At 68.3% G+C, this 22,370-nt stretch carries 15 protein-coding genes; 8 read left to right on the top strand and 7 right to left on the bottom strand.

Going from position 1 to position 22,370, the window contains the following annotated elements; translation table 11 throughout:
* Positions 1 to 133: 133 nt before the first annotated feature.
* On the top strand, positions 134 to 1,942 hold the full coding sequence (locus PNO31109_RS04390; protein WP_150554414.1) for a thiamine pyrophosphate-requiring protein: 1,809 nt from the start codon (positions 134 to 136) through the stop codon (positions 1,940 to 1,942).
* Here PNO31109_RS04390 and PNO31109_RS04395 read toward each other — a convergent pair.
* Entirely contained in the window at positions 1,840 to 2,868 is a 1,029-nt protein-coding gene (locus PNO31109_RS04395; RefSeq protein ID WP_150554415.1) for a UDP-glucuronic acid decarboxylase family protein, read from the bottom strand. The genes PNO31109_RS04390 and PNO31109_RS04395 overlap by 103 nt on opposite strands.
* Positions 2,865 to 4,202 carry a glycosyltransferase family 4 protein gene (locus PNO31109_RS04400; protein ID WP_150554416.1) on the bottom strand — a complete coding sequence of 446 codons (1,338 nt, stop codon included), beginning with the start codon at positions 4,200 to 4,202 and terminating at the stop codon, positions 2,865 to 2,867. Before PNO31109_RS04400 ends, PNO31109_RS04395 begins: the two co-directional genes overlap by 4 nt.
* Positions 4,203 to 4,970: 768 nt before the next feature.
* Between PNO31109_RS04400 and PNO31109_RS04405 the strand changes: the two genes are divergently transcribed.
* The 7 genes from PNO31109_RS04405 to PNO31109_RS04435 all read left to right on the top strand — a co-directional run bounded on the left by PNO31109_RS04405 (position 4,971) and on the right by PNO31109_RS04435 (position 11,216).
* Positions 4,971 to 6,002, top strand: coding sequence for an SDR family oxidoreductase (locus tag PNO31109_RS04405; protein ID WP_150554417.1), 1,032 nt, complete (start codon positions 4,971 to 4,973; stop codon positions 6,000 to 6,002).
* Positions 6,003 to 6,070: 68 nt separating this feature from the next.
* Positions 6,071 to 6,370: a DUF2795 domain-containing protein gene (locus PNO31109_RS04410; RefSeq protein WP_150554418.1), complete on the top strand. Its 300-nt coding sequence runs from the start codon at positions 6,071 to 6,073 to the stop codon at positions 6,368 to 6,370.
* Between the two features lie 37 nt (positions 6,371 to 6,407).
* Positions 6,408 to 6,974, top strand: a complete 567-nt coding sequence (locus PNO31109_RS04415) for a hypothetical protein (protein WP_150554419.1) — start codon at positions 6,408 to 6,410, stop codon at positions 6,972 to 6,974.
* Complete coding sequence (locus PNO31109_RS04420) at positions 6,971 to 7,834, top strand: SDR family oxidoreductase (protein ID WP_150554420.1); 864 nt, start codon at positions 6,971 to 6,973, stop codon at positions 7,832 to 7,834. The genes PNO31109_RS04415 and PNO31109_RS04420 overlap by 4 nt, the downstream gene beginning before the upstream one ends.
* A gap of 31 nt (positions 7,835 to 7,865) precedes the next feature.
* On the top strand, positions 7,866 to 8,495 hold the full coding sequence (locus tag PNO31109_RS04425) for a DUF4142 domain-containing protein (RefSeq protein ID WP_150554421.1): 630 nt from the start codon (positions 7,866 to 7,868) through the stop codon (positions 8,493 to 8,495).
* A 74-nt stretch (positions 8,496 to 8,569) separates the two neighbouring features.
* Complete coding sequence (locus tag PNO31109_RS04430) at positions 8,570 to 10,993, top strand: catalase (RefSeq protein WP_150554422.1); 2,424 nt, start codon at positions 8,570 to 8,572, stop codon at positions 10,991 to 10,993.
* A gap of 1 nt (position 10,994) precedes the next feature.
* Positions 10,995 to 11,216, top strand: coding sequence for a hypothetical protein (locus PNO31109_RS04435; protein WP_150554423.1), 222 nt, complete (start codon positions 10,995 to 10,997; stop codon positions 11,214 to 11,216).
* A gap of 36 nt (positions 11,217 to 11,252) precedes the next feature.
* On the opposite strand, the gene treY is transcribed toward PNO31109_RS04435, so the two are convergent.
* The 5 genes from treY to glgB are packed head-to-tail and all read right to left on the bottom strand — an operon-like array spanning position 11,253 to position 22,316.
* A complete protein-coding gene (gene treY / locus PNO31109_RS04440; RefSeq protein ID WP_150554424.1) occupies positions 11,253 to 13,853 on the bottom strand; it encodes a malto-oligosyltrehalose synthase in 2,601 nt (866 codons plus the stop codon).
* Between the two features lie 25 nt (positions 13,854 to 13,878).
* On the bottom strand, positions 13,879 to 16,140 hold the full coding sequence (malQ, locus tag PNO31109_RS04445; RefSeq protein WP_150554425.1) for a 4-alpha-glucanotransferase: 2,262 nt from the start codon (positions 16,138 to 16,140) through the stop codon (positions 13,879 to 13,881).
* Positions 16,137 to 17,930 carry a malto-oligosyltrehalose trehalohydrolase gene (gene treZ / locus PNO31109_RS04450; protein WP_241019263.1) on the bottom strand — a complete coding sequence of 598 codons (1,794 nt, stop codon included), beginning with the start codon at positions 17,928 to 17,930 and terminating at the stop codon, positions 16,137 to 16,139. Before treZ ends, malQ begins: the two co-directional genes overlap by 4 nt.
* Before the next feature lie 33 nt (positions 17,931 to 17,963).
* Entirely contained in the window at positions 17,964 to 20,087 is a 2,124-nt protein-coding gene (gene glgX / locus PNO31109_RS04455) for a glycogen debranching protein GlgX (protein WP_150554426.1), read from the bottom strand.
* Between the two features lie 3 nt (positions 20,088 to 20,090).
* The gene (glgB, locus tag PNO31109_RS04460) at positions 20,091 to 22,316 is read right to left on the bottom strand and encodes a 1,4-alpha-glucan branching protein GlgB (protein WP_150554539.1); all 2,226 of its coding nucleotides are present in this window, start codon (positions 22,314 to 22,316) and stop codon (positions 20,091 to 20,093) included.
* Positions 22,317 to 22,370: the final 54 nt, after the last annotated feature.

Raw genomic sequence — 22,370 nt, forward strand, 5'->3', positions numbered from 1 at the left:
CCGCGCAGCGTGAGGGCGACGCGCCCGTGGCGCGGTGAATGTTGCGCCGCCCCGGCGTCCATGGGCCTGTTCGCCGCCCGGGGCCGCGGCACGAACCTTGCGACGGTGAGGTATTTACCGGGAGAACACCGTCATGGCACAGAGCGTTGGAGATTTTCTGCTGGAGCGGCTTCGCCTTTGGGGCGTGCAGCGGGTATTCGGCTATCCCGGCGACGGCATCAACGGCATCGTCGGCGCTTTCGGCAGGGCGAAGAACGAGCCCGAGTTCGTGCAGGTGCGCCACGAGGAGATGGCCGCTTTCATGGCGTGCGCACATGCCAAGTTCACCGGCGAGACGGGCGTGTGTCTCGCCACGTCAGGCCCGGGCGCCATCCATCTGCTCAATGGTCTCTACGACGCCAAGGCCGATCACCAGCCGGTGGTGGCGATCGTTGGCCAGCAAAAGCGGGCATCGCTGGGTGGCGACTTCCAGCAGGAGGTGGATCTTCACGCGCTGTTCAAGGACGTGGCGCATGAATACGTGCAGGAGATCATGACGCCGGCGCAAGCGCGGCATGTGATCGACCGCGCCTTTCGCATCGCGCACGACCAGCGCACCGTCACCTGCATCATCGTCCCCAACGACGTCCAGGACCTGCCCGCCGTGGCCGTGCCGCCGCGCGTGCACGGCAGCGTGCGCAGCGGCCCCATCGTGGGCGGCGTGCGACGTGCGCCGCGCCATGTCGTGCCATCTGAGGACGAGCTCGACCGTGCCGCCGAAGTGCTCAACGCGGGACAGCGCGTCGCCATGCTCGTCGGGGCCGGGGCGCTAGGCGCGGGCGCGCGCGTCATTGACGTGGCTAACCGGCTCGAAGCCGGTGTGGCCAAAGCGCTGCTCGGCAAGGCGGTCATTCCCGACACGTTGCCCTGGGTGACCGGCGCGATCGGCCTGCTGGGGACCGAGCCGAGCTGGGAACTGATGAACGAATGCGACACGTTGCTGATGATCGGCTCGGCGTTCCCCTATGCCGAATTTCTGCCGGAGGAAGGGCAGGCGCGCGGGGTGCAGATCGACATCGACGCACGCATGCTGAGTCTGCGCTATCCGATGGAAGTCGCGATGGTCGGCGATGCGCGCGCCACGCTCGACGCGCTGCTGCCGCGGCTCCACGTTCGTCAGAACGACGACTGGCGCCAACGGGTGCAGGCACGCGTGGCCCGATGGTGGCGCGTCATGGACCGCCGCGCGGCGTCGGACGCCAAGCCGATCAATCCGCAGCGTGTCTTTCGCGAGTTGTCGCAGCAATTGCCCGACAATGCCATCGTCACCGCCGACTCGGGCACGGCGGCCAACTGGTATGCGCGCGACGTACAACTGCGCGAGGGCATGATGGGCTCGCTCTCCGGCGGTCTGGCGTCGATGGGCGCGGCCATGCCATATGCGCTGGCCGCCAAGATGGCGCACCCCTCGCGCGTCGTTGTCGCCCTGGAGGGCGATGGCGCGATGCAGATGAACGGCATCAATGAACTCATCACACTATCGAACCTCTGGCAGACGTGGCGTGACCCGCGACTGGCGGTGCTGGTGCTCAACAACGGCGATCTGAACGAAGTCACATGGGAGCAGCGCGCACAGGAAGGCGATCCGCGTTTTGCCGTGTCCCAGTCGCTGCCACCATTTGACTACGCGGCATACGCCCGTCAATTGGGCCTGAACGGCATTCGCGTCGAAGCCCCGGGCGATGTGCGCGCGGCGTGGCGCGAGGCGTTCGAGGCAGACCGGCCCACCGTGCTCGATGTCGTGACCGATCCGAACGTGCCGCCGATCCCGCCGCATATGACCGCGAAGATGTTTCGCAACTACACCGGTGCGCTGCTGCGCGGCGACAGCGAAGCGGCCGGCGTGGCGCGCGCGACCATGCGCGAGACCTGGGAAAGCGTGGCCAGTCGCTGGGAAAAGTAGCGCACCGTGTGGGCGAGGCCGTCGGCCAGGGGCGTCGACGGCGCCCAGCCCAGACATTCGCGGGCGGCGCGTAGATCCGGGCACCGGCGCTGCGGATCGTCCGCGGGCAGGGGCCTGAACTCGATCGAGGTCTTGGCGCCCGTGGCGCGCAGCACTTCGCGCGCGACGTCCAGCATGGAGAGCTCGTGATCGCTGCCGAGGTTCACCGGGACCTCGGCGGCCACGTCCGATTCCATCAGCCGGACGAGGCCGTCGACCAGATCGTCCACGTAACAGAGCGCCCGGGTCTGCAGCCCGTCGCCATACACGGTCAGCGGCTCACCGCGCAGCGCCTGGGTGATGAGGTTCGATATCACGCGGCCATCGAGCGGATGCATGCGCGGCCCATAGGTATTGAAGATGCGCGCGATGCGTGTCTGCACGCCATGCTGGCGGTGATAGTTGACGAATAGCGTCTCCGCGCACCGCTTTCCTTCGTCGTAGCACGCGCGCGGGCCGATGGGGTTCACGTTGCCCCAGTACGATTCGGCCTGGGGGTGTACGCCGGGGTCTCCGTACACCTCGCTCGTCGACGCCTGCACAATGCGCGCGCCGGTCCGCTTGGCGAGGCCGAGCATGTTGATCGCGCCGTGGACGCTCGTCTTGGTGGTCTGCACGGGGTCGCGCTGATAGTGGACGGGCGAGGCGGGGCAGGCGAGGTTGTAGATCTCGTCGACCTCGACGTAGAGCGGGAACGTCACGTCGTGGCGCATCAGCTCGAAGTTGCCGGCGTCGAGCAGGTGCGCGATGTTGTCCTTTACGCCCGTATAGAAGTTATCGACGCATAGCACGTCGTGGCCGGCGCTCACGAGCCGCTCGCACAGGTGCGAACCCAGGAACCCGGCGCCACCGGTCACCAACACACGCTTGCGGTGCAGTTCTTTCATCGAATGCTCTCCTTGAGCGTTGCCGTTACGGGAATCGCCGGCTTGACGGTCATGGTGCGCACCGGCGGCAGCGGGACGATCGTCGCCTTGCCGCGCTGTGTGCCGGCAAGCCTGGCGTAGACGGCGCACAGCTGTTCTGCGACGCCGCTCCATGTGAAATGCCGATTGGCGCGCCGCGCACCGGCCAGGCCGAGCCGGTGCGCGAGGCACCGGTCGTCGCGCAACTGCGCAAGACGCGCCGCGAGCGCTTCAGGGTGCTTCGGCGGCACGAGGAAGCCGGTCTCGCCGTCGACGACCGTGGTGCGTATGCCGCCCACGTCGCTGCCGATCACCGGCGTGGCGCATGCCATCGCCTCGACCGGCGTGATGCCGAACGGCTCGTACCAGGGCGTGGTGACGAAGACGTCGGCCGCGCCGTAGAAGTCTCTTAGCGCGTCGCGGTCGCGCCGCCCGACGAAATCGACATGCTCGGCGACGCCGAGCTCGTGAGCGAGCGTCGAGAGCCGCGCCAGTTCCGCGCAACGGTCGAGATCGACACGGTAATCAGGACCGCCGACGACATGGAGCTTCACGCGCCGTCCGCAGCCCACTTCATCGAGCATCACGCGCAGGGCGCGAATCACGTTGTCGATGCCCTTGCGCGGCACGAGCCGGCCCAGTTGCAGGATCGCGAACTCGTCGGGGTCCCAGCCCAGCGCGGCGCGGGCCTCGGCGCGAGGCACCGGATGGAACTCGCTCGCATCGAAGCCGCACGGCACGATTTCGATGCGGCGCGGATCGGCGTTGTACAGCGTGAGCAGATCGATCTTATCCTGCGGGCATTCCGCGATGATCACGTCAGCCGTTCGCACGAGCGCGTTCTCGATTTCGATGCGCTCCTCGGGGAACGTGTCGGAAGCGCCCTGGTTCTGGCGTCTCACGTGCCCGAGCGCATGAAACGTCATGACGAGCGGGATGTCGAGCACCTGACGAACGCGCATTCCCACCTGGCCCGACATGAAGAAGTTGGCATGCAGAATGTCGTAGCCTGGTTTCGTCTGCGCGCAGTGGCGCACCATGAAGTCCGCGAATTCGCCCATGTACGGCAGCAACTGCTCCTTCGGAATGTCGCGCGGCGGCCCGGCAGGCACATGGATGACCCGGATGTTGTGGCCGACTGGCACGACCGGAGGCAGCGACGGGTCGTCGCGCCGTGTGAAGACGTCCACGCGATAACCGCGCGAGACGAGCTGACGGGCGACGTTGGCGACATAGATGTTCTGGCCTCCGGCGTCGACCCCACCGATGGCGGCCAGCGGCGAAGCATGCTCGCTGATCAAGGCAATTTTTTGCATGACTTGTGACTCCGGCTGGGCGGGGAGCGCCAGACATCGGCGCAGTCATGCCTGTCGTGCAATTGGCGTGCCAACGGGTTCCTCAAGCGCGGCGCGCCCGGGTGGGCGGTGCCGCGTGCGCGGCGGTGAATCGCATTTCACGAGGTGCAACGGTTCTCGGCGTCGTTCTCGGCGTCGTTCATTTCCTGCACGCGTTGCGCGGCGCGCCGTGCGCGTGGGCGCCGCGGGGCTACGGCAGTGCCGACCATTCTTACAAAAGGTTGGACAAAAGGTCGGAAAAAAAGGGCGAATACCAAGGCGAAAGCAAGGCGAAAGCAGGGCGAAGCCACGCCGCGACCGGCCAACACGCGCCCCTGGGCAGCCGGCGGTTTCGGGCGCGCTTGCGGCGAACCGCCTGGAACGCGACTTGCATCGATCTCTGGCACGCAGAAATCCGGAGGCCAGCATGAATATCGTCACACCCGCACCCCCCACGCTTCGTCGGCTCGCACCCGCCGTGGTCGTTCCGCCCGGAACGTGGGATTCGCATACGCCCCCTTACATGCCTTACACGCCTTACATGCCTCACCTTCCCCATGCCCCTTTGAAAACGCCTTTCGTCGTCCCCGAGGGCGACGATTCCGACCGCCCGTGCCTGCCGCTGCAATGCGGCGCGGCCACGCCAGGCGCGCCGGGCGCGCAACGCAACCCCCGAGGCCGCAACGAGGGCAGCGGCGGCCGCCACTGAGCCGCGCGCCTGTGGCTCGCACTCGACAAGGAGTCTCGTCCATGAGCTATAGATTGAAGCCGCTGTCCGAGCAGGTCATCGTCCTTACGGGCGCCACGAGCGGCGTCGGCCTCGTGACGGCCCGCAAGGCCGCCAGGCGCGGCGCGAAACTCGTGCTCGTCGCCCGCAACCAGGTCGCGCTCGAACAACTCTGCGAGGAAATTCGCGAGCAGGGCGGCCAGGCCATTCCGGTGACCGCGGACGTCTGCGACGCCGAGCAAATGCGCAACGTGGCCGTCAAGGCCATCGAAGCGTTCGGCGAGTTCGACACCTGGGTAAACAACGCGGGCGTGTCGATATTCGGCGCGGCCTCGGACGTCCCGCTCGAAGACCAGCGCAAACTTTTCGACACCAACTATTGGGGCGTCGTGCACGGATCGCTCGTGGCCGCCGAATACCTGCGCGGCAAACAGGACGGCCTGGGCGGCGCCATCATCAACATGGGCAGCGAGGCGTCCGACGCGCCGATCGCGCTCCAGGCCGCCTACGTCGCGTCCAAGCACGCCGTGAAAGGCTTCACCGACTCGCTGCGGCTGGAACTCGAATCCGTGCAGGCTCCGGTGAGCGTCACGCTGATCAAGCCGGCCGCGCTCGACACGATGTTCGTCAAGCACGCGAAGAATTACCTCGACGTCGAGCCGAAACTTCCGCCGCCCATCTACGATCCGGAGCTCGCGGCCGACGCCATTCTCCACGCCGCCGCGCATCCGCACCGCGACCTGTTCGTCGGCGCGGCGGCGAAAGTCATGTCGTCGAGCGCATATCACATGCCCGGCCTCTTCGACCGGATGGCGTCGAACCTGTTCTCGCGCTCTCAGCGCACCGACAAGCCGCCGCGGCCGCGCGAGGAAAACGCGCTGCACGAGCCTGGCCGCGACATGCAGGAGCGCGCCGGCATGGAAGGCGTGGTGTTCCGAAGCTGCCCGTACACGGCGATGGCAAAGCGGCCCCGGCTCTCCGGCGCGCTCGCCGTCGGCGCGACGGTGATCGCCTATGCAGCGCTCTCGCGAATGCGCAAGCCGGCAGCTCACTGATAGTGCTGCCCCTCGTCAACCGTCGATTGTCAATCGTCAACCCGTCAACCGTTTTGGAGCGAAAGACCATGGCATCTCATCACCCGCAACACACCGGCCACGAAATGAGCCGCACCCGTTCGCACGAAGGCGACCGTGCCAATCGCGACAAGGGCGGACACCAGACGGGGCACAACCAGCCGCCGAGCCCGGTCGACGTGCAAAAGGCGCTCAAGGGCGTGGACTATCCGTGCAGCAAGGCCGAACTGCTGGCGTGCGCGCGCGACCAGCACGCCGAGCGCAAGATTCTCGACACCCTCGAGCACATCCCCGACATCGAATACAAGACGCCGGCATCGGTGTCCAAGGAGCTCGGCAAGTTGATGTAACGGCCGTACCGAGCGCGCAGTACCACGGAGGCACGTCATGGCAACGATCGTGGCAGGACGCTTCGACACCTTCGAGCAGGCGAGTGAAGTCGCGCGCCGCCTATACGCGCGGCGCTTCAGGACCGATGACGTGTCGATCTTCTTCCTCAACCCCGCGGGACAGCACGCCCGTTTTCCCATCGGCGGCGATGTGCACGCCGACCCCGGCGCCCGACGCGGCGGCTCCGGCGCGGTCCTCGGACTGTCCGCCGGCCTGATCGTCGGCGGCGTGATCGGCGTGGCCGTCTATTGGTACGGGCTGCAGTGGTGGCCCATACCGCTCATTGGCGCGCTCGTCGGCGCCTACCTCGGCGCGCTGGCCGGCGCGCTCTCGCGCATGCGTAATCGCCGCGCGCAGGCGCAAACCTACGACGCCCGAGACGCCGGGGTCATCGTCGCCGCGCACGTCACGGCGCAGACGGCCGACATGGCGATGTCCGTGCTGCGCGATGCCGGCGCCGACGATCTCCAGCGCACGGAGGGCGTCTGGGAAGACGGCGAATGGCGCGATTTTTCGCCGCTTGCGCCCCCGCAACCCGCAACGACACAGGAGTCTCACTCATGACAGGTCAGAAGCCCAACACCCCGCCGCCGCAAACGCAGAATCAGCAGCCCGGCGTAGAGGCCGAGATGCATCCTAAGCCCCAGGATACGTCCAAGGAGTACGTCGGCAGCGGCAAGCTCGTGGACCGCGTGGCCATCGTGACCGGCGGCGACAGCGGTATCGGGCGCGCCGTGGCGGTGGCCTTCGCCAAGGAGGGCGCCGACGTGGCCATCGTCTACCTCAAGGAATCGGAAGATGCCAACACGACCCGCGAGCTCATCGAGCAGGCCGGTCGCAAGTGCCTGACGATCGAGGCGGATATCGGCGAGCGTGAGCAGGCGCGTCAAGCGGTCGACAAGGTGGTGAGGACGTGGGGGCGCCTCGACGTGCTCGTCAACAACGCCGGCGAGCAGCATGTGTGCGAGAGCCTCTCGGAAATTTCAGAGGAACAGTTGCGCAGGACCTTCCAGACCAACGTGTTCGGGATGTTCTTCATGACGCAGGCCGCGCTGGTGCACATGAAGAGCGGCGCGCGCATCGTCAATACGGCGTCGGTCACGGCCTATCAGGGCAACCCGGTGCTGCTCGACTATTCGGCGAGCAAGGGCGCGATCGTCTCGTTCACGCGTGCGCTGGCGGCCAACCTCGCGCCAGACGGCATCTACGTGAATGCGGTTGCGCCGGGGCCGATCTGGACGCCGCTGATCCCGTCGACGTTCAGCGCCGATCAGGTGGCAAAGTTCGGCGCCAACACACCGCTCAAGCGCCCGGGTCAGCCCGACGAGCTGGCGGCGTGCTACGTGCTGCTCGCCTGCCGCGACGGCAGCTACATGACAGGGCAGACCCTGCACCCGAACGGTGGCACCGCCGTCGGCGGCTGAGCACGGTCCTCAACGACTCAGGAGACTCGCCATGAAACTCACACATCGCAGTCAGGGGCGCTTCCAACGCCGCCTGTACGGGCTGATGGCCGAGCTGGCGCTGGTTGCGCCGGCGATGGCGATCGCCCAGACGCCACTCACGCCCCACGAGGCGACGCCAGGTGGCGCCGACATGGTCGATCCGGGCAAGCCGCGCGACTCCGGCCTCATGGCACATCCGCCCGGCGGCGCCGACGCCGCCTTCGTCAACGCGGCCGAGCGCTCGGGCATGCTCGAAGTGCAGGCGAGCCAGTTGGCGCTGGAGCGCTCTGCGAACACTGAGGTCAAGAACTTCGCGCGTCAGATGGTGGCGGATCACACGAAGGCGGCGAGCGAGCTGCAACAGATCGCCGCGCGCAAGAACATTCGCACACCGGCCACCTCGGAAGTCGACCCCGAGCTGCAGGCGCTCAAGTCGCGCCAGGGTCACGACTTCGACGTCGCCTACGTGGCCACCGCCGGCCCGGCGGCGCACGAGCAGGCCGTGCAGTTGTTCCAGCGCGAGGCGAAATCGGGACAAGACCCCGAGCTCAAGGCCTTTGCGCGCAGCACGCTGCCGACGCTGGAGCACCACCTGACGATGGCGCGCAAGCTCGCGACGTCTCTCGCCAATACGAGATGACTTGCGAGATGACTTGCGAGATGACTTGCGAGATGACTTCGAAGCGACCGACGGCCGACTGACAGGAGAACCTCATGCCCCGCCGCAAAACGCCGCAGTCCGGCGCCCCCTCCACCCGCGATAGCGGGGCGACGCCCTTCGCTGCCGAAAGCGCTTTCCGCCAATCGAGCGGCGGGCCGGCTGGCGCGCCGCATGCCAGGATCGACGACGCGGGCGTTGCGCGAACGCGCGAAGTCGGACAGACCGTCGACGGCATGCCATACAACGCCGGGAAGGCATCGGAGTACGGTCCCGATGCCGCGACGCCGGCGCTCGGGCAGACGTCGAAGTCGCCGTCACCGCTCGCGCGCGCCAGCACAGTGCGCGAGCGCAACGACACGCCGAAGACCGGCGGTCCCGCCGCTCCCGGGCTCAACGCCGTCACCGGCGACCTGTCGCGGGTGCGCGCCGACGCCGAAGGCACGCCGCTCACTACGAATCAGGGCGTGCCCGTCGCAGACAACCAGAACTCGCTCGTGGGCGGCATGCGCGGCCCGGCGCTGCTCAAGGACTTCGTGCTACGCGAGAAAATCACGCATTTCGATCATGAGCGCATTCCCGAGCGCGTGGTGCATGCTCGCGGGTCGGCCGCACACGGCTACTTCGAGGCTTACGATGCGTTGGGCGAATTGACGTGCGCCGCGCCGTTCGCCGAGGCCGGCAAGCGCACGCCTGTCTTCGTGCGGTTTTCGACCGTCGCCGGCGAGCGCGGCTCCAAGGACACGGCGCGCGACGTGCGCGGCTTCGCGGTGAAGTTCTACACGGACCAGGGCAACTGGGATCTCGTGGGCAATAACATGCCGGTGTTCTTCATTCAGGACGCCATGAAGTTTCCCGATCTCGTCCACGCCGTCAAGCCGGAGCCGCATCACGCCATGCCGCAGGCCGCGTCGGCGCACGACACGTTCTACGACTTCATCTCGCTCACGCCCGAGTCGACTCACATGATGATGTGGCTCATGTCGGACCGGGCGATTCCGCGCAGCTTTCGCATGATGCAGGGCTTCGGCGTGCACACGTACCGCTTCGTCAATGCGAGCGGCGTGTCGAAACTCGTCAAATTCCACTGGACGCCGCGCCTTGGCACGCATTCGCTCGTCTGGGACGAAGCGGTGAAGATCGCCGGCGCCGACCCCGACTTTCACCGGCGCGATCTGTGGGAAGCGATCGAGAACGGCGCGTATCCCGAGTGGGAACTGGGCGTGCAGATCTTCACCGAAGCGCAGGCCGATACGTTCAGCTTCGACGTGCTCGACCCGACGAAGATCGTGCCGGAGGAGATGATCCCGGTCACGCCGATCGGCCGCATGGTACTCGAGCGCAATCCGGATAACTTCTTCGCCGAGACAGAACAGGTGGCGTTCTGCGTCGCCAACGTGGTGCCCGGCATCGATTTCACCAATGACCCGCTGCTCGCCGGGCGAATTCACTCTTACGTCGACACGCAGCTCACCCGGCTGGGAGGACCGAACTTCCACGAGCTGCCCATCAACGCGCCGCTTGCCCCCGTGCAGAATCACCAGCGCGATGGCATGCATCGACAGACCGTACATCGCGCCCGCGTCGCCTACGATCCCAATTCCATGGGCGGCGGCTGTCCGTTTCAGGCGGGCTCGGGCGGCTACATTCCGTTTCCGGAACCGGTGCCGGAGCGCGGTGTGGAGATGCGCGGCAAGCCGGCCAGATTCGCCGAGCACTTCCAGCAGGCGACGCTGTTCTACGAGAGCCAGTCGCCGGCAGAACAGCGCCACATCATCGACGCTTATCGCTTCGAGCTGAGCCACGTGAGCGTGCCCGGCATCCGGCGGCGCATGCTCTCGATGCTGCGCAACGTGTCCGAACCGATGGCGGCGGCGATTGCGGCGGGGCTCGGCATGCCGTTGCCCGACCCGATGCCGCCCGCAGCCGTCGCGCCGGCCGCGCCGGAAGTCGATCGATCGCCGGCGCTGTCGATGCAAGCGCACCCCGGCGACGGGGGGATCGCTTCGCGCAAGATCGCCGTGCTCGTCACCGACGGCACGCACGCCGAGGTCGTCAAGGTCGTGACTCGCACCCTGTTGGCACAGCAAGCGGATGTGCGCCTCGTGGGCGAGCACGTCGGGCTGTGTGCCGCCGCCGACGGCGAAGCGCTCGATGCGGACGCCGCGCTCGACAGCCACCCCGGGTTCCTTTTCGACGCCGTCGTCGTCCCGCCGGGCGAGCCTGCCGTGGACAGGCTGTGCGCCAACGGCCATGCGCTGGAGTTCGTGCGCCACCAGTTCAGGCACTGCAAGACGTTGCTCGCCATCGGCGAAGGACGCCGGTTGCTCGACGCCGCCGGCGTGATGCCCGACGACGGCGACACCGGGGTTCGTTACACCGCGACGCCCGACCCGGCGACGCTCGAGACGTTCATCGCTGCCGTTGCCATGCACCGGCATTATGGACGCGAGGAGAGCGCCGCGTGGCGTTCGGTCTGACATGGCAGCCGTCCTCACCTTTCGTTACCGGGCCTTCAGCGTCATTTGCTCGGCGCTGCCCCACCCGGCAGGCGGCTTCACGGGCAAGGCCACCGTACAGACCAGCGATGGCCTGATTCACCACCATCAGGTCGAGACGTTGAAAGACGACATCCACGAACAGGAGCAGGCGGCGCTCGACGAGGCGTCGCGCATCGCGCGGGAGTGGATCGACAGTCAATAGCCGGGGCGAGGGCCCGCGGGCCGCGGGATCCGTCGCTCATCCCGGGGTAAGCAGGGCAACGGGCAGCACGTCGAGCACCTCGGACAGTGCCAGCTCGCTGCCGGATCGCGTGCCGATTGCCGCCTCGCAAATCAGGCTGCGGCAATGCGTGGTGCGCGACACCGGCCCGATGTCCACGACCGTCTCGCGCCAGTCCTGCGCCCGCAGCCGGGGCGCACTCCGGGACATTCCCGGCACGGGGGCGGTCGCGCCCAGGTGGCGTGCGGCGTGCCGCGTCGCCACACAGACGAGCGCCCCGCCCGTGCGGGGTGCGGGCACGCGGGCGAACGCGACGACCTGCGACGCGCACGGTCCGCGCGCCTCGAGCGCAACGTAGTCGCCGTGCATGAACGCCGGCGTAAAGGCACGGCGCAAATGGAGCAGGGCGCGCAGCAGCGCGCGCTTGATGTCGCCGTCTTCCCACCGATCCATCAAGGCGAGCCAACCGGCGCGGTCCATCGTACTGCCGGTCGTCGCGAAATCGAAACGTACCGGGCGGCGATTGTCGGGATCCACGAGCGTCTGGTCCCAGCCGATGCTGGCCTGATAGGTGTCCGGAACGCCTGGGCAGGTCAGGCGCAGGAACGTCTGCGTGAGCCCGTTCAGTGCGCCGGCCGGACCGATGGCGTCCGAGAAGGCCTGCATCGACTGCACGAACGACGGTTCGGCCATGATGGCGGCGAGAAACGCCTCGCATGCCGCTTCGTAGTTGCTGTCAGGCGCGAGCCAGGAGGTGCGCAGGCCCGCCTCGCGAATCGCCTTGCGCTGCCATTGCGCCACGCGCCCGACAAACGTGGCGATGGCCTCGCGCGTCGGTGCCGACGACGACCAGCCGCACGGCCAGGCGCCGGCGAGCGTCTGGTAGAGCATCAGTTCGTGCGCGGGATCGGGCGCGTTGGCCGCCGCGTCGCGATGGCGGTCGTTCTCCACCCGCCAGCCGGCGACCATTTCGGCCCAACGCGCCGGGACTTCGGATAGCACCGCCAAGCGGGCGCGCACGTCTTCGCCGCGCTTGTGGTCGTGGGTGGCGGTGGTGAGCATGGCGGTGCGCCAGTGTTGCGCGCGGTGCGCATTGGCCCGGTGAAACGCCTCGGGCGGCAATGACAAGGTGGCCGCATCGCAGCCAACGTCGTTGCGTGAAAGGAGGCGTCCCCAACGGTATCCGGCGGTATCCTCCACAGCCTTGGCCGCCAGCGGCGCCGTGGTCTGCGCAAAGCGAATCTGCGCGTCGCGCCGCAGCCCCGTCGCGCCGTTCTCGCCAGGCGTGAGCCAGCGGACCAGTTGTGCCAGCGCCGCGTGGTCGAGCGCATGGAGCTTGCGTCGCGCCGCGGCCATGGCCGTCGCCAGCACTTCGTTGGCCGCGTCGGCGGCTTCCGGACCGTCCGGATAACAGCGGTACACGGGAAACGACGCCGCCAGCGCGCAGGCGCACCGGTGCAAGCTGGCGATACCGAGATCGCGCGCGGGACCGCTCGCGTCGGCTTCGACGAGCGCCGAGAGCGCCTTGGCGACTCTTGCCATCTCGCTGCCGAAGCGCTCAACGATCAATTGTTCGCGCGCCTGCCGAACATGCGAGTCGAAGTCCCTGACGTCGCCCGTCGCGCTTCGCCAGAGGGCGTCGAGTTCGCTCGCGCCATTCGCGTCGTGCAGCAGCGCGCCCACGTCGTTCATGAAGTCGTAGCCGGTCGTGCCATCGGTTTGCCAGCGGGCGTCGAGGCGCTCGCCGTTCATCAGGATCTTCTCGACGACGATCCAGGGCTCGCGGCCCCGGCCATGCGCACGCAGCGCCGCGCGCAACATGCGACAGTACGCGCCGGGGTCGCCCAGCCCGTCCACGTGGTCGATGCGCACGCCGTCGATGACGCCGTCGGCGAACAGGCGCAGCACCAGAGCGTGGACGGCGTCGAACACTTCCGGGCGCTCGACGCAGACGGCCGCGAGCGTCGTGATGTCGAAGAATCGGCGCCAGTTGAGCGCGTCGCGCGCGAGGGGCCAATGCGCCAGACGGTAATGCTGGCGCGCCAGCACCTGCTGCCAGTCCTGCGCCGTGCGCGCAGCGTCCGCAATGCCGAGCGTGTCGGGCGCCAGCGGCCAGCGCGCGTCGCCGCAGGCGAGCGACGACTCCCCCGTCATGCCGTGCACGACGGACAGCTCTCGCCGGGCCAGTGTATCCGCGAGCGAGTCGGCAAGCACCGGCAGCAGAACCTTGCCGGCAGGAACGTCGGCATTGCCTTCCCAATCGATGTCGAAGTAGCGCGCATAGGGACTTTGCCGTCCTCGACGCAGCACGTCGCACCACCAGCGATTCGCCGGACCAATGCCCATGTGATTCGGCACGATGTCGAGCACGAGCCCCATGTCGAAGGCGGCCAGCCGGTCGCGCAGGCGGCGCAACCCGGACTCGCCGCCGAGCACGTCGCTCACCGTGCCGGGGTCGACGACGTCGTAGCCGTGCGTCGAGCCGGTCGCCGCCGTCCAGATCGGCGAGGCATACAGGTGCGAGACGCCGAGTGCCGCGAATGCGGGAACGTCGCGCGAGGCGTCGTCGAAGGTATAACCGGCGTTGAACTGCACCCGAAGGGTGGACAGGGGCGTCATGGAGCTCTCGTTCTCAGGGGCCAACTCAGGGGCCGACCGTGCGATGCGCGGGGCGACGAGCCGTTGCGCGCCGCGCACTGACCCCGCGCATTCTGGCGAATCGGGCAACGCGCGAAGCGACATCGGCCTCGCCGAGCAGCGTGGATACCGGCGCAGGCAGCCGTCGGCGCCAGTTCGGATGCTCCGTCGTGGTTCCCGGCAGGTTGTCGGCTTCACGCGCGCCGATGGCGTCGGAGATGGGCAGCAGCGCCAGCGCCGCGGGCGCGAGCGCAACGAAGCTCACGATCGCGTCGAGCGGTGTCACGCCCGGCGGGCGACCCGCCGCCCTGGGGAGCGCTTCGGCAGCGCCGTCTGCCGGCCCCTCCACAGAGTCGGCATGCACCGATGGTGCGGCTGCCTGGCCGCCTTCGTTGACCACGCCGGCCGCGACCATGGCGTCCCACAGTGCCGTGCGGTCCCCCCGGCGCGCCCGCCGGGCGGCGCGCGCGTCGAAGCTGGTGCGCGAGAGCCGCACGCGCCAGGCGATGTCGCGCCCGGTCCACCAGCCGACGGCCGTGGGCAGGTCGTGCGTGCTCGTCGTGGCGACCGCGTCGGCGCGCCACTGGATCGGATCGAGAAATTGCGCGGATTGGCCGGGCGTCGCCTGCGGCGGCTCGCCGCGCGCGAACCACAGAACGTCGGTGCCGAGCACGCCCTGCGTGGCAACGCGCGTGCGAAAGTCGACCGGCACCGTGCCGAGATCCTCTCCGACGACGATCGCCCGGTGCCGCGACGACTCCAGCGCCACGATGGCGAGCAGGGCGTCGAGCGGGTAGCGCAGATACGCGCCGGAATTCGCCGGCGCCCCTGCCGGGCAGACCCACAGGCGGGACAGCCCGAGCACGTGGTCGATGCGCACGCCGCCCGCGAAGGCCAGGGCCGCACGCAGCGCCGCGATGAACGGCCGGTAGCCGCGTTGCCGCAATGCCCAGGGCGAGAATGTCGTCAATCCCCAGACCTGGCCCGATGGACTGAACGCGTCCGGCGGCGCGCCCAGCGACACGCCCTGCAGCAGGTGGCCGACGTCGGCCCACGCCTCGCTGCCGGTCGAGTCTACGCCGACCGCCATGTCGGCAATGAGCCCAATGCCCATGCCGGCCTCACGCGCCTGTCGATGTGCCTGTTGCAATCCCCGCAGCGCAAGCCACTGCAGGAAGACGTGAAACGCGACGTCGTCGGCATGCTCGATCGCCAGACGTTCGGCCTGCGGCGCCCATGGCGAGTGCAGGCCGCGCGGCCATCGGCGCCAGTCGTCTCCGTGCGTCGAGTGCATGCGCTCATGCAGCATCTCGAAACGCGCGTGGGCTTCAAGGGCGTCACGACCGTCGCGGCGAAACGCCTTGAGCGCGGCGGCCTGTTCGGCGTCGAGCCAGCGCTCGCGAAGATGATAGAGATGACGCAGCACCTGAAGGCGCGCGGCCCAGGCCGCCGGCCAATTGACGAGCCGCTGGCTCTCGCGCTGGGCATAGCCGGAGATCAGCCGTAGTTGCCGCGCGGCTTCCTGCGCTTCGGGCATGCCGCACACCGCAGCCGGATCGATGTGGGCAGCGTTGTACCAGCGGCGATTCGACGGCGAATACGGACTGTACTGGGCGGGTCGCGCGCTGAACATCGCGTGCGCCGGACTGATGGCGAGCGCCTGCGCGCCGTGTTTCGCGCTGGCGATCGCGGCGTCGGTGAGCGCGCCATAGTGTCCCAGGCCGCCGTCGCCTTCGCTGCGCAGCCCATAGAGCGGCACGCTCATCCCCCAATCGCGGGCATTCTCCGGCGGGCGGTGCGCATGCGGCGGGGCAACGACGAGCATCAGACGCCGGTTGCCGATCTCGAGATGGTGATAGCCGGGCACGTCGATGGCGCCCAGCAGCGACTCGCCCGAGGTGGCATCGACCTGCGTCACGCCATCGACCATGCCGCCGTCTTCCAGATGAACCCGATAGGGCAGCCCCTTTCGCCCGGCGGTGAGCGACATTGCGGGTAACGTGGCGGGTACGCCCACGCGCGTGACGATCTGCGTCTCGTCCGACAGCGAGGCGGGCGATTCGAGGAAATTCAGGCTGTCGCGGCATTGCGCCGCGTTCGCACACCGCAGGCCCATGGCGTCGAGCAACGCGCGCAAGGCGTCGAGCGAAACGGTTTGCGCACGGCCATTGGCGTCTTCCCAATGCACGAGCAGGCCCGCGCGCTGCGCGAGCGCATGCAGCGCTTCCTGCGACGGCGCGGACAACAACGAAGCAGCGGTGGTGCTCATAGCGGTCCCTCCAGCCAGGCGACGCAGGCATTCGCGCACAGCACGCCTTCGGACAATCCGGTGGTAGCCTGCGGGGGCGTCTGGCAAAGCGGTGTGCCGCACACGCGCAGGGCGGACCGGTCGATCGTCACGCCGTGGCCGCCGAGGTTGAGCGCGATGACGAGCAGCGCCCCGTCGCCGAGCCGCCAGCGCGCACATAGCGCGTGCGGGCTCAGTACGTCGACGCCCGCGCACGCCGCTCCCGGCAGCCGCGGCACGATCCACGTCCTGCGCATTTCGATCAGGCCGCGGTACCACGTCAGCCATTCGTCGGAGGCGGGCGTTTCGTCCTCGCCCGGCGCAACGCACGACATCGCGAACGTGACCGGATCGTTGGGGTCGGGCACGCACGCCTCGGTGACCGCGCCGAGCCGGGCGAACTCCTGCCGCCGTCCTTCGCGCACGGCGTCGGCGAGCGTCCCCCGGTAATCGGTGAAGAACAGGAACGGCGTTTCGCTGCCCCATTCTTCGCCCATGAAGAGCATCGGTATCTGCGGACACAGCAGCAGCAGGGCGACGGCCGCGCGCAGCGCCTGCGGGTCGGTCAACGTGACGAGCCGCTCGCCGAACGGGCGATTGCCGACCTGATCATGGTTCTGCAGGAACGTGACGAACGACGTGGGCGCGAGAAAGCTGCTCGGCTCGCCTCGGGATCGGCCCAGTCGCTCGACGCGCTCGCCCTGGTAGGCGAAGCCTTCGGCCAGGGCTCGCGCCAGGTGGGCCATCGGCTTCGCCTCGAAGTCGGCATAGTAGCCGTCGCGCTCGCCCGTGAGCAGCACGTGCGCGGCATTGTGGAAGTCGTCGTTCCACTGCGCGGCCGAAGTCTTGGCGAGCAGTCCGGCCGCGTTGTGCTCGTTCTCGAAGATGAGATGCACGTGCCGGCCGGGTTCGCGCGCGGCGATCTCGTCGCGCACACAGGTGGACAGCGCCTGGACGAATGCGTCGTTGCCGATGGCGTGGACCGCATCGAGGCGCAGGCCGTCGACGCGATATTCGAACAGCCAGTACAGCGCGTTCTGTATGAAGTAGCGCCGCACGCAGGGCGCTTCGAAGTCGATCGAGGCGCCCCACGGCGTGGGTTTCGTCTGGTCGAAGAACTGCGAAGCATATGCGGCCAGATAGTTGCCGCTGGGACCGAAGTGGTTGTAGACCACGTCGACGAAGACCATCATGTCTTCGGCGTGCGCGGCGTCGATGAGCGCCTTGAGCTCGTCCACCGTGCCGTAGGCGCTCTCGGGCGCGAACGGCAGCACGCCGTCGTAGCCCCAGTTGCGTTGCCCGTCGAACGTGCCGATCGGCATGAGCTCGATCGCGCTCACGCCGAGCTGCGAGAGATAGGGCAATCGCGCGCGAACGCCGCTGTAGCCGCCCAGCGCGCCCACGTGAAGTTCATAGATCACCGTTTCATGCCAGGGCCGGCCTTGCCAGCCGGTCGTCCGCCACTGGTACGCGCGCGGATCGACGACGACGCTCATGTCGTGGGGCCCGCCGGCCTGCGCGCGCGAGGCAGGGTCGGGCACGCGCCGGCCGTCGGGAAGTACGTAGCCGTATCGCGTGCCGGCGACGCACGGCACGGTCAATTCGAAATGCCCGCCCTCGTAGGCATGCATGGCCATGGGCGGCTCGCTCTCGATGGCGAGTCGCATGGTGCTCGCATCAGGCGCCCAGATGCAAAAGCGCGCGGTGCCGTCTTGCTGCAACGCGGCGCCGAAGGGCAGGGGAAAAGCGTGTGTCGTGGTCATGGTGCGCATGGGTATGTCGAATCATGGAGACCGGCGGCGAGCTCAGGTGGCGGCCGTCGATGCGTCTTGCCGCCACCGGCCGGTCACCACCATGGCCGCGTGGGCTTCGATCTGCACGCCTTCGCCCTCGAGCGGCGTCGAGGCGCGCGAAGGATCGGCGGAATCCAGATGCAGGAGCCAGTCGCCCCCTGGCGGCGGCCAGCGGAACAGCAGCGGCACGTCGGCCGCGTTCATCATGAGCAGGGCGAGATCGATGCTGCCGTCCTCGCGCCGTGCCGCGCGACGCAGCACCAGGGCGCGGCCCTTCTGGTTGTGCCAGTCGTCGTAGGAGAGCTGCAGGCCGCGCTCGTCCCACCATGAGGTAGGCTCGAACGGGGTGTTCACCGGTTCGCCTTCGTGAGCGAAGCGCGTGATGCGAAACAGTGGCAATTCGCGGCGCAGGGCAATCGCTCGCGCGGCGAAGTCGGTCATCGCGACATTGGCGGGCTGGGCGGCGCGGCGCCAGTCGAGCCACGAGACGTCGTTGTCCTGGCAATACGCGTTGTTGTTGCCGCGCTGGGTGCGGCCCAGTTCGTCCCCGGCGAGCAACATCGGCGTGCCGCTCGCAAAGAGCAGCGTGAGCAGCAACGATCGCTGTACGCGCTCGCGCACGGCAAGGATCCCGGGATCGTCCGTCGGGCCTTCCACGCCCCAGTTGGCGCTGAAGTTCTCGCCCGCACCGTCGCGGTTGTCCTCGCCGTTGGCTTCGTTGTGGCGCTCGGCGTATGCGGTGAGGTCCGCCAGCGTGAAGCCGTCGTGCGCGCTCACGAAGTTGACCGAGGCCCACGGCTTGCGCCAGCGCCGCGCGAACAGCCCTGCGGAGCCGAGCAGGCGCTCCGCGATGTCGGGCCGGATCCCGTCGTCGCCGCGCCAGAAACGGCGCACCGTGTCGCGGAATTTGCCGTTCCATTCGGCGAACCGGGGCGGGTGCTGTCCGAGTTGGTAGCCGTCCGGCCCAATGTCCCATGGCTCGGAAATGAGCTTGGTGCGCGCGAGCACCGGGTCTTGCAGGATCGCGTCGAAGAAGCCGGCCCCCGGATCGAAGCCGTAACCCTCGCGCCCGAGCGTGACGCCAAGATCGAAGCGAAATCCGTCGACCTGCATCGTCTCGACCCAGTAGCGCAGCGAGTCCATCACCATCTGCAGCACGCGCGGATGCGACAGGTTGAGCGTGTTGCCGCAACCGGTGTCGTTGATGAAATATCGCTCGTCGCCCGGCACGAGACGGTAATAGCTCGCGTTGTCGAGTCCGCGCCACGAAAGTGTCGGTCCGAGCTCGTTACCTTCGCACGTGTGGTTGTAGACGACGTCGAGGATCACCTCGATGCCGGCCGCATGCAGGGCGCGCACGGCGCGGCGCATGGCATCCATGCCGCCATTGCCGAGATAGGCGCCCTCGGGCGCGAAATACGCGAGCGTGTTGTAGCCCCAGTAGTTGCGCAACCCGCGGTCGACGAGAATCCGGTCGTGCAGAAACGCCTGCACGGGCAGCAGTTCCACGGCCGTCACCCCGAGCCGGTGCAGGTGGTCGATGAGGCGCGGCGAGGCGAGAGCCTCGAAGGTGCCGCGCACCGGCTGGCGCAGGCCGTCCATCTGCATCGTCAGGCCTCGCACGTGCGCCTCGAGAATGACGGTGTCGTCCCATGGCGTGTGCGGACGCGTGTCATGACGCAGCGTGTCCGGCGCTTCGACCACGATGGCTTTCGGCATGGCCGGCGCGCTGTCGCGTCGGTCGATCGACAGATCGGCCTTGTGCGAGCTCACGCGGTAGCCGAACAGCGCGTCGGACCAACGGACCTTGCCGAGCAACGCCCGGGCATAGGGGTCGAGCAGCAGCTTCGCGGGATTGAACCGATGGCCTTGCTCCGGCGCATACGGGCCGTGCGCGCGGTATCCGTAGACCAGCCCGGGGCCGGCGCCGCGCAAGTAGCCGTGCCAGACCTCGTCGGTGCATTCCGGCAGCGGCAGGCGCTTGAGCTCCTTTCGCCCGCGCTCGTCGAAGAGGCACAGGTCGATGCGCGCGGCGTTGGCGGAGAACACGGCGAAGTTGACGCCAAGACCGTCCCACGTTGCACCAAGCGGTGTCGGAAGCCCGGGCAGCAAGGGTTCGTTGAGCGTATGCGGCATCGGCTATTTCTCCGGGGTCAGGACCAGACAACCCAAGGGGGGCAGCGTGAGCGCGAGCGACGCTGCATGGCCATGCGACGGGACGTGCTGCGCTTCGATCCGACCGCCATTGCCGACGCCGCTGCCGCCATAGCAAGATGCGTCGGAGTTCAGGACTTCGCGCCATGTCCCGGCAACGCCGACGCCCACGCGATAGTCATGACGCGGGATCGGCGTGAAGTTGATGACGACGAGGCAAACGTCGCGGTGCGCCGCGCCGCCAGCGGGTGAACCGAAGCGCTGGTAGGCCAGCACGCTGTTGTCGCGATCGTTGCCGACGACCCACGCGAAGCCGGCGGACTCGGTGTCGAGCCGGTGCAGGGCCGGCAGTTCGCGATAACAGCGGTTCAGGTCGCGCACCCAGCGCTGCACGCCGCGCCCTGCGGGATCGTCGAGTTGCGACCATGCGAGCGGGGCGTCGTGATTCCATTCGGCCGGCTGGGCAAATTCGCCGCCCATGAAGAGCAGTTTCTTGCCGGGGTGCGTCCACTGGAAGCCGAAGTACGCGCGAAGGTTGGCGTGCTTCTGCCAGGCGTCGCCGGGCATGCGACCGATCAGCGAGCCTTTGCCGTGTACGACTTCGTCGTGCGAGAGCGGCAGCACGAATCGCTCGGAGAACGCGTAGACCAGCCCGAAGGTCAGATCGTCGTGATGGTGCCGCCGGTAGACGGGGTCGCGACCGATGTAGCGCAGCGTGTCGTTCATCCACCCCATGTTCCATTTGTAGTCGAAGCCCAGTCCGCCTGAGCTCACCGGCGCGCTCACGCCGGGCCACGCGGTCGATTCTTCCGCGAACAGCGCGGCGCCCGGGGCCTCCTGGGCGACGCGCTCGCTCAGCGCCTGCAGGAACGCAATGGCTTCGAGGTTCTCGCGTCCGCCATAGCGGTTCGGCACCCATTCGCCCGGGCGGCGGCTGTAGTCGCGATAGAGCATCGACGCGACCGCGTCGACGCGCAAGCCATCAGCGTGAAAGCGGCGCAGCCAGTCGAGCGCACTGCCGATCAGGAAATTGACGACCTCATGGCGCCCCAGGTTGTAGACGCTCGTCTTCCAGTCCTGATGGAAGCCCTCGCGCGGGTCGGCATGCTCGTAGAGCGCCGTGCCGTCGAAGTGGGCGAGCCCGTGTACGTCGGACGGAAAGTGCGCGGGCACCCAGTCGAGGATGACGCCGATGCCCGCGCGGTGCGCCATGTCGATGAGGCGCGCGAACGCCGCCGGATCGCCCAGACGCGCGGTAGGCGCGTAGAGGCTGAGCGGCTGGTAGCCCCAGGATCCGGCGAACGGGTGCTCGGTCACCGGCAGGAACTCGATGTGCGTGAAGCCCATGTCGCGCACATAGGGAATCAGACGCTCGGCCAGCGTGTCCCAGTCGGCCTGCCGCCCGCCGTCGTCCCCGGCCGGCAGCCACGATCCGGCATGGACTTCGTAGATCGACACGGGAGCGTGCGGCGCGACCCGGCGCGCTCGCTCGGCAAGCCACGCGTCGTCGTGCCAGACGAACGGCGCGCCGGGAGCGACGCGCGAGGCCGTCGCCGGGGGCGGCTCCGTCAGGCGCGCCATCGGATCGGCCTTGAGCGGCAGCACCGCACCGCCGGCCGTGCGCACTTCGAACTTATAGCGCTCATGCTCGGCGAGCCCGGGGATGAACAGCTCCCACACGCCGGCGTCGTGACGCAGTCGCATGGGATGACGGCGCCCGTCCCAGCCATTGAAGTCGCCCACGACCGAGACGCGGCTCGCGTTCGGCGCCCAGACGGCAAACCGCACGCCCGGTACGTCGTCGATGGTCATGATGTGGGCGCCCAGACAGTCCCCGATGTGCCAGTGGCGTCCCTCGCGCAGCAGATGCAGGTCGAGTTCGCCGAGCAGCAGGCCGAACGCATAGGGATCGGCGGTGACCTGATGCGCTTCCTGCCAGTCGATATGCAGCCGGTAGCGCGGCGCGGCGGGGCTCGTCCGCCCGCCATCGGCTGCCCGGGGAAGTCGCGCGGCAAAAAGTCCATCTGCGTGCAAGCGCTGCATCGGTACCAGGCTCGTCTCGTGCGCCGTCGACGGCTCGACGGCAGCGTTGAGCGCGCCCGGCAGGAAAGCGCGAATCGTCCACCCGTCGGCTTCCCGGTGCGGGCCGAGAACGGCGAACGGGTCGGGGTGACGCGCCTCGACCAGCGCCCGGACGTCTTCCTGCGACATCGCCGATGCCGGGGCCTGAATCACTTCGCGGCCTTCGGCGCCGGCCGGCAGGGA

The organism is Pandoraea nosoerga (assembly GCF_902459585.1).
In the GTDB taxonomy this organism is placed as follows: Bacteria; Pseudomonadota; Gammaproteobacteria; order Burkholderiales; family Burkholderiaceae; genus Pandoraea; species Pandoraea nosoerga.

Coding starts and splice junctions, on each gene's coding strand:
- glgB (WP_150554539.1), bottom strand. CDS start 22,316: ATGTCGCAGGAAGACGTCCGGGCGCTGGTCGAGGCGCGTCACCCCGAC.
- PNO31109_RS04400 (WP_150554416.1), bottom strand. CDS start 4,202: ATGCAAAAAATTGCCTTGATCAGCGAGCATGCTTCGCCGCTGGCCGCC.
- PNO31109_RS04395 (WP_150554415.1), bottom strand. CDS start 2,868: ATGAAAGAACTGCACCGCAAGCGTGTGTTGGTGACCGGTGGCGCCGGG.
- treY (WP_150554424.1), bottom strand. CDS start 13,853: ATGACGCCCCTGTCCACCCTTCGGGTGCAGTTCAACGCCGGTTATACC.
- PNO31109_RS04405 (WP_150554417.1), top strand. CDS start 4,971: ATGAGCTATAGATTGAAGCCGCTGTCCGAGCAGGTCATCGTCCTTACG.
- PNO31109_RS04410 (WP_150554418.1), top strand. CDS start 6,071: ATGGCATCTCATCACCCGCAACACACCGGCCACGAAATGAGCCGCACC.
- glgX (WP_150554426.1), bottom strand. CDS start 20,087: ATGCCGCATACGCTCAACGAACCCTTGCTGCCCGGGCTTCCGACACCG.
- PNO31109_RS04425 (WP_150554421.1), top strand. CDS start 7,866: ATGAAACTCACACATCGCAGTCAGGGGCGCTTCCAACGCCGCCTGTAC.
- PNO31109_RS04415 (WP_150554419.1), top strand. CDS start 6,408: ATGGCAACGATCGTGGCAGGACGCTTCGACACCTTCGAGCAGGCGAGT.
- PNO31109_RS04430 (WP_150554422.1), top strand. CDS start 8,570: ATGCCCCGCCGCAAAACGCCGCAGTCCGGCGCCCCCTCCACCCGCGAT.
- malQ (WP_150554425.1), bottom strand. CDS start 16,140: ATGAGCACCACCGCTGCTTCGTTGTTGTCCGCGCCGTCGCAGGAAGCG.
- treZ (WP_241019263.1), bottom strand. CDS start 17,930: ATGCGCACCATGACCACGACACACGCTTTTCCCCTGCCCTTCGGCGCC.
- PNO31109_RS04435 (WP_150554423.1), top strand. CDS start 10,995: ATGGCAGCCGTCCTCACCTTTCGTTACCGGGCCTTCAGCGTCATTTGC.
- PNO31109_RS04390 (WP_150554414.1), top strand. CDS start 134: ATGGCACAGAGCGTTGGAGATTTTCTGCTGGAGCGGCTTCGCCTTTGG.
- PNO31109_RS04420 (WP_150554420.1), top strand. CDS start 6,971: ATGACAGGTCAGAAGCCCAACACCCCGCCGCCGCAAACGCAGAATCAG.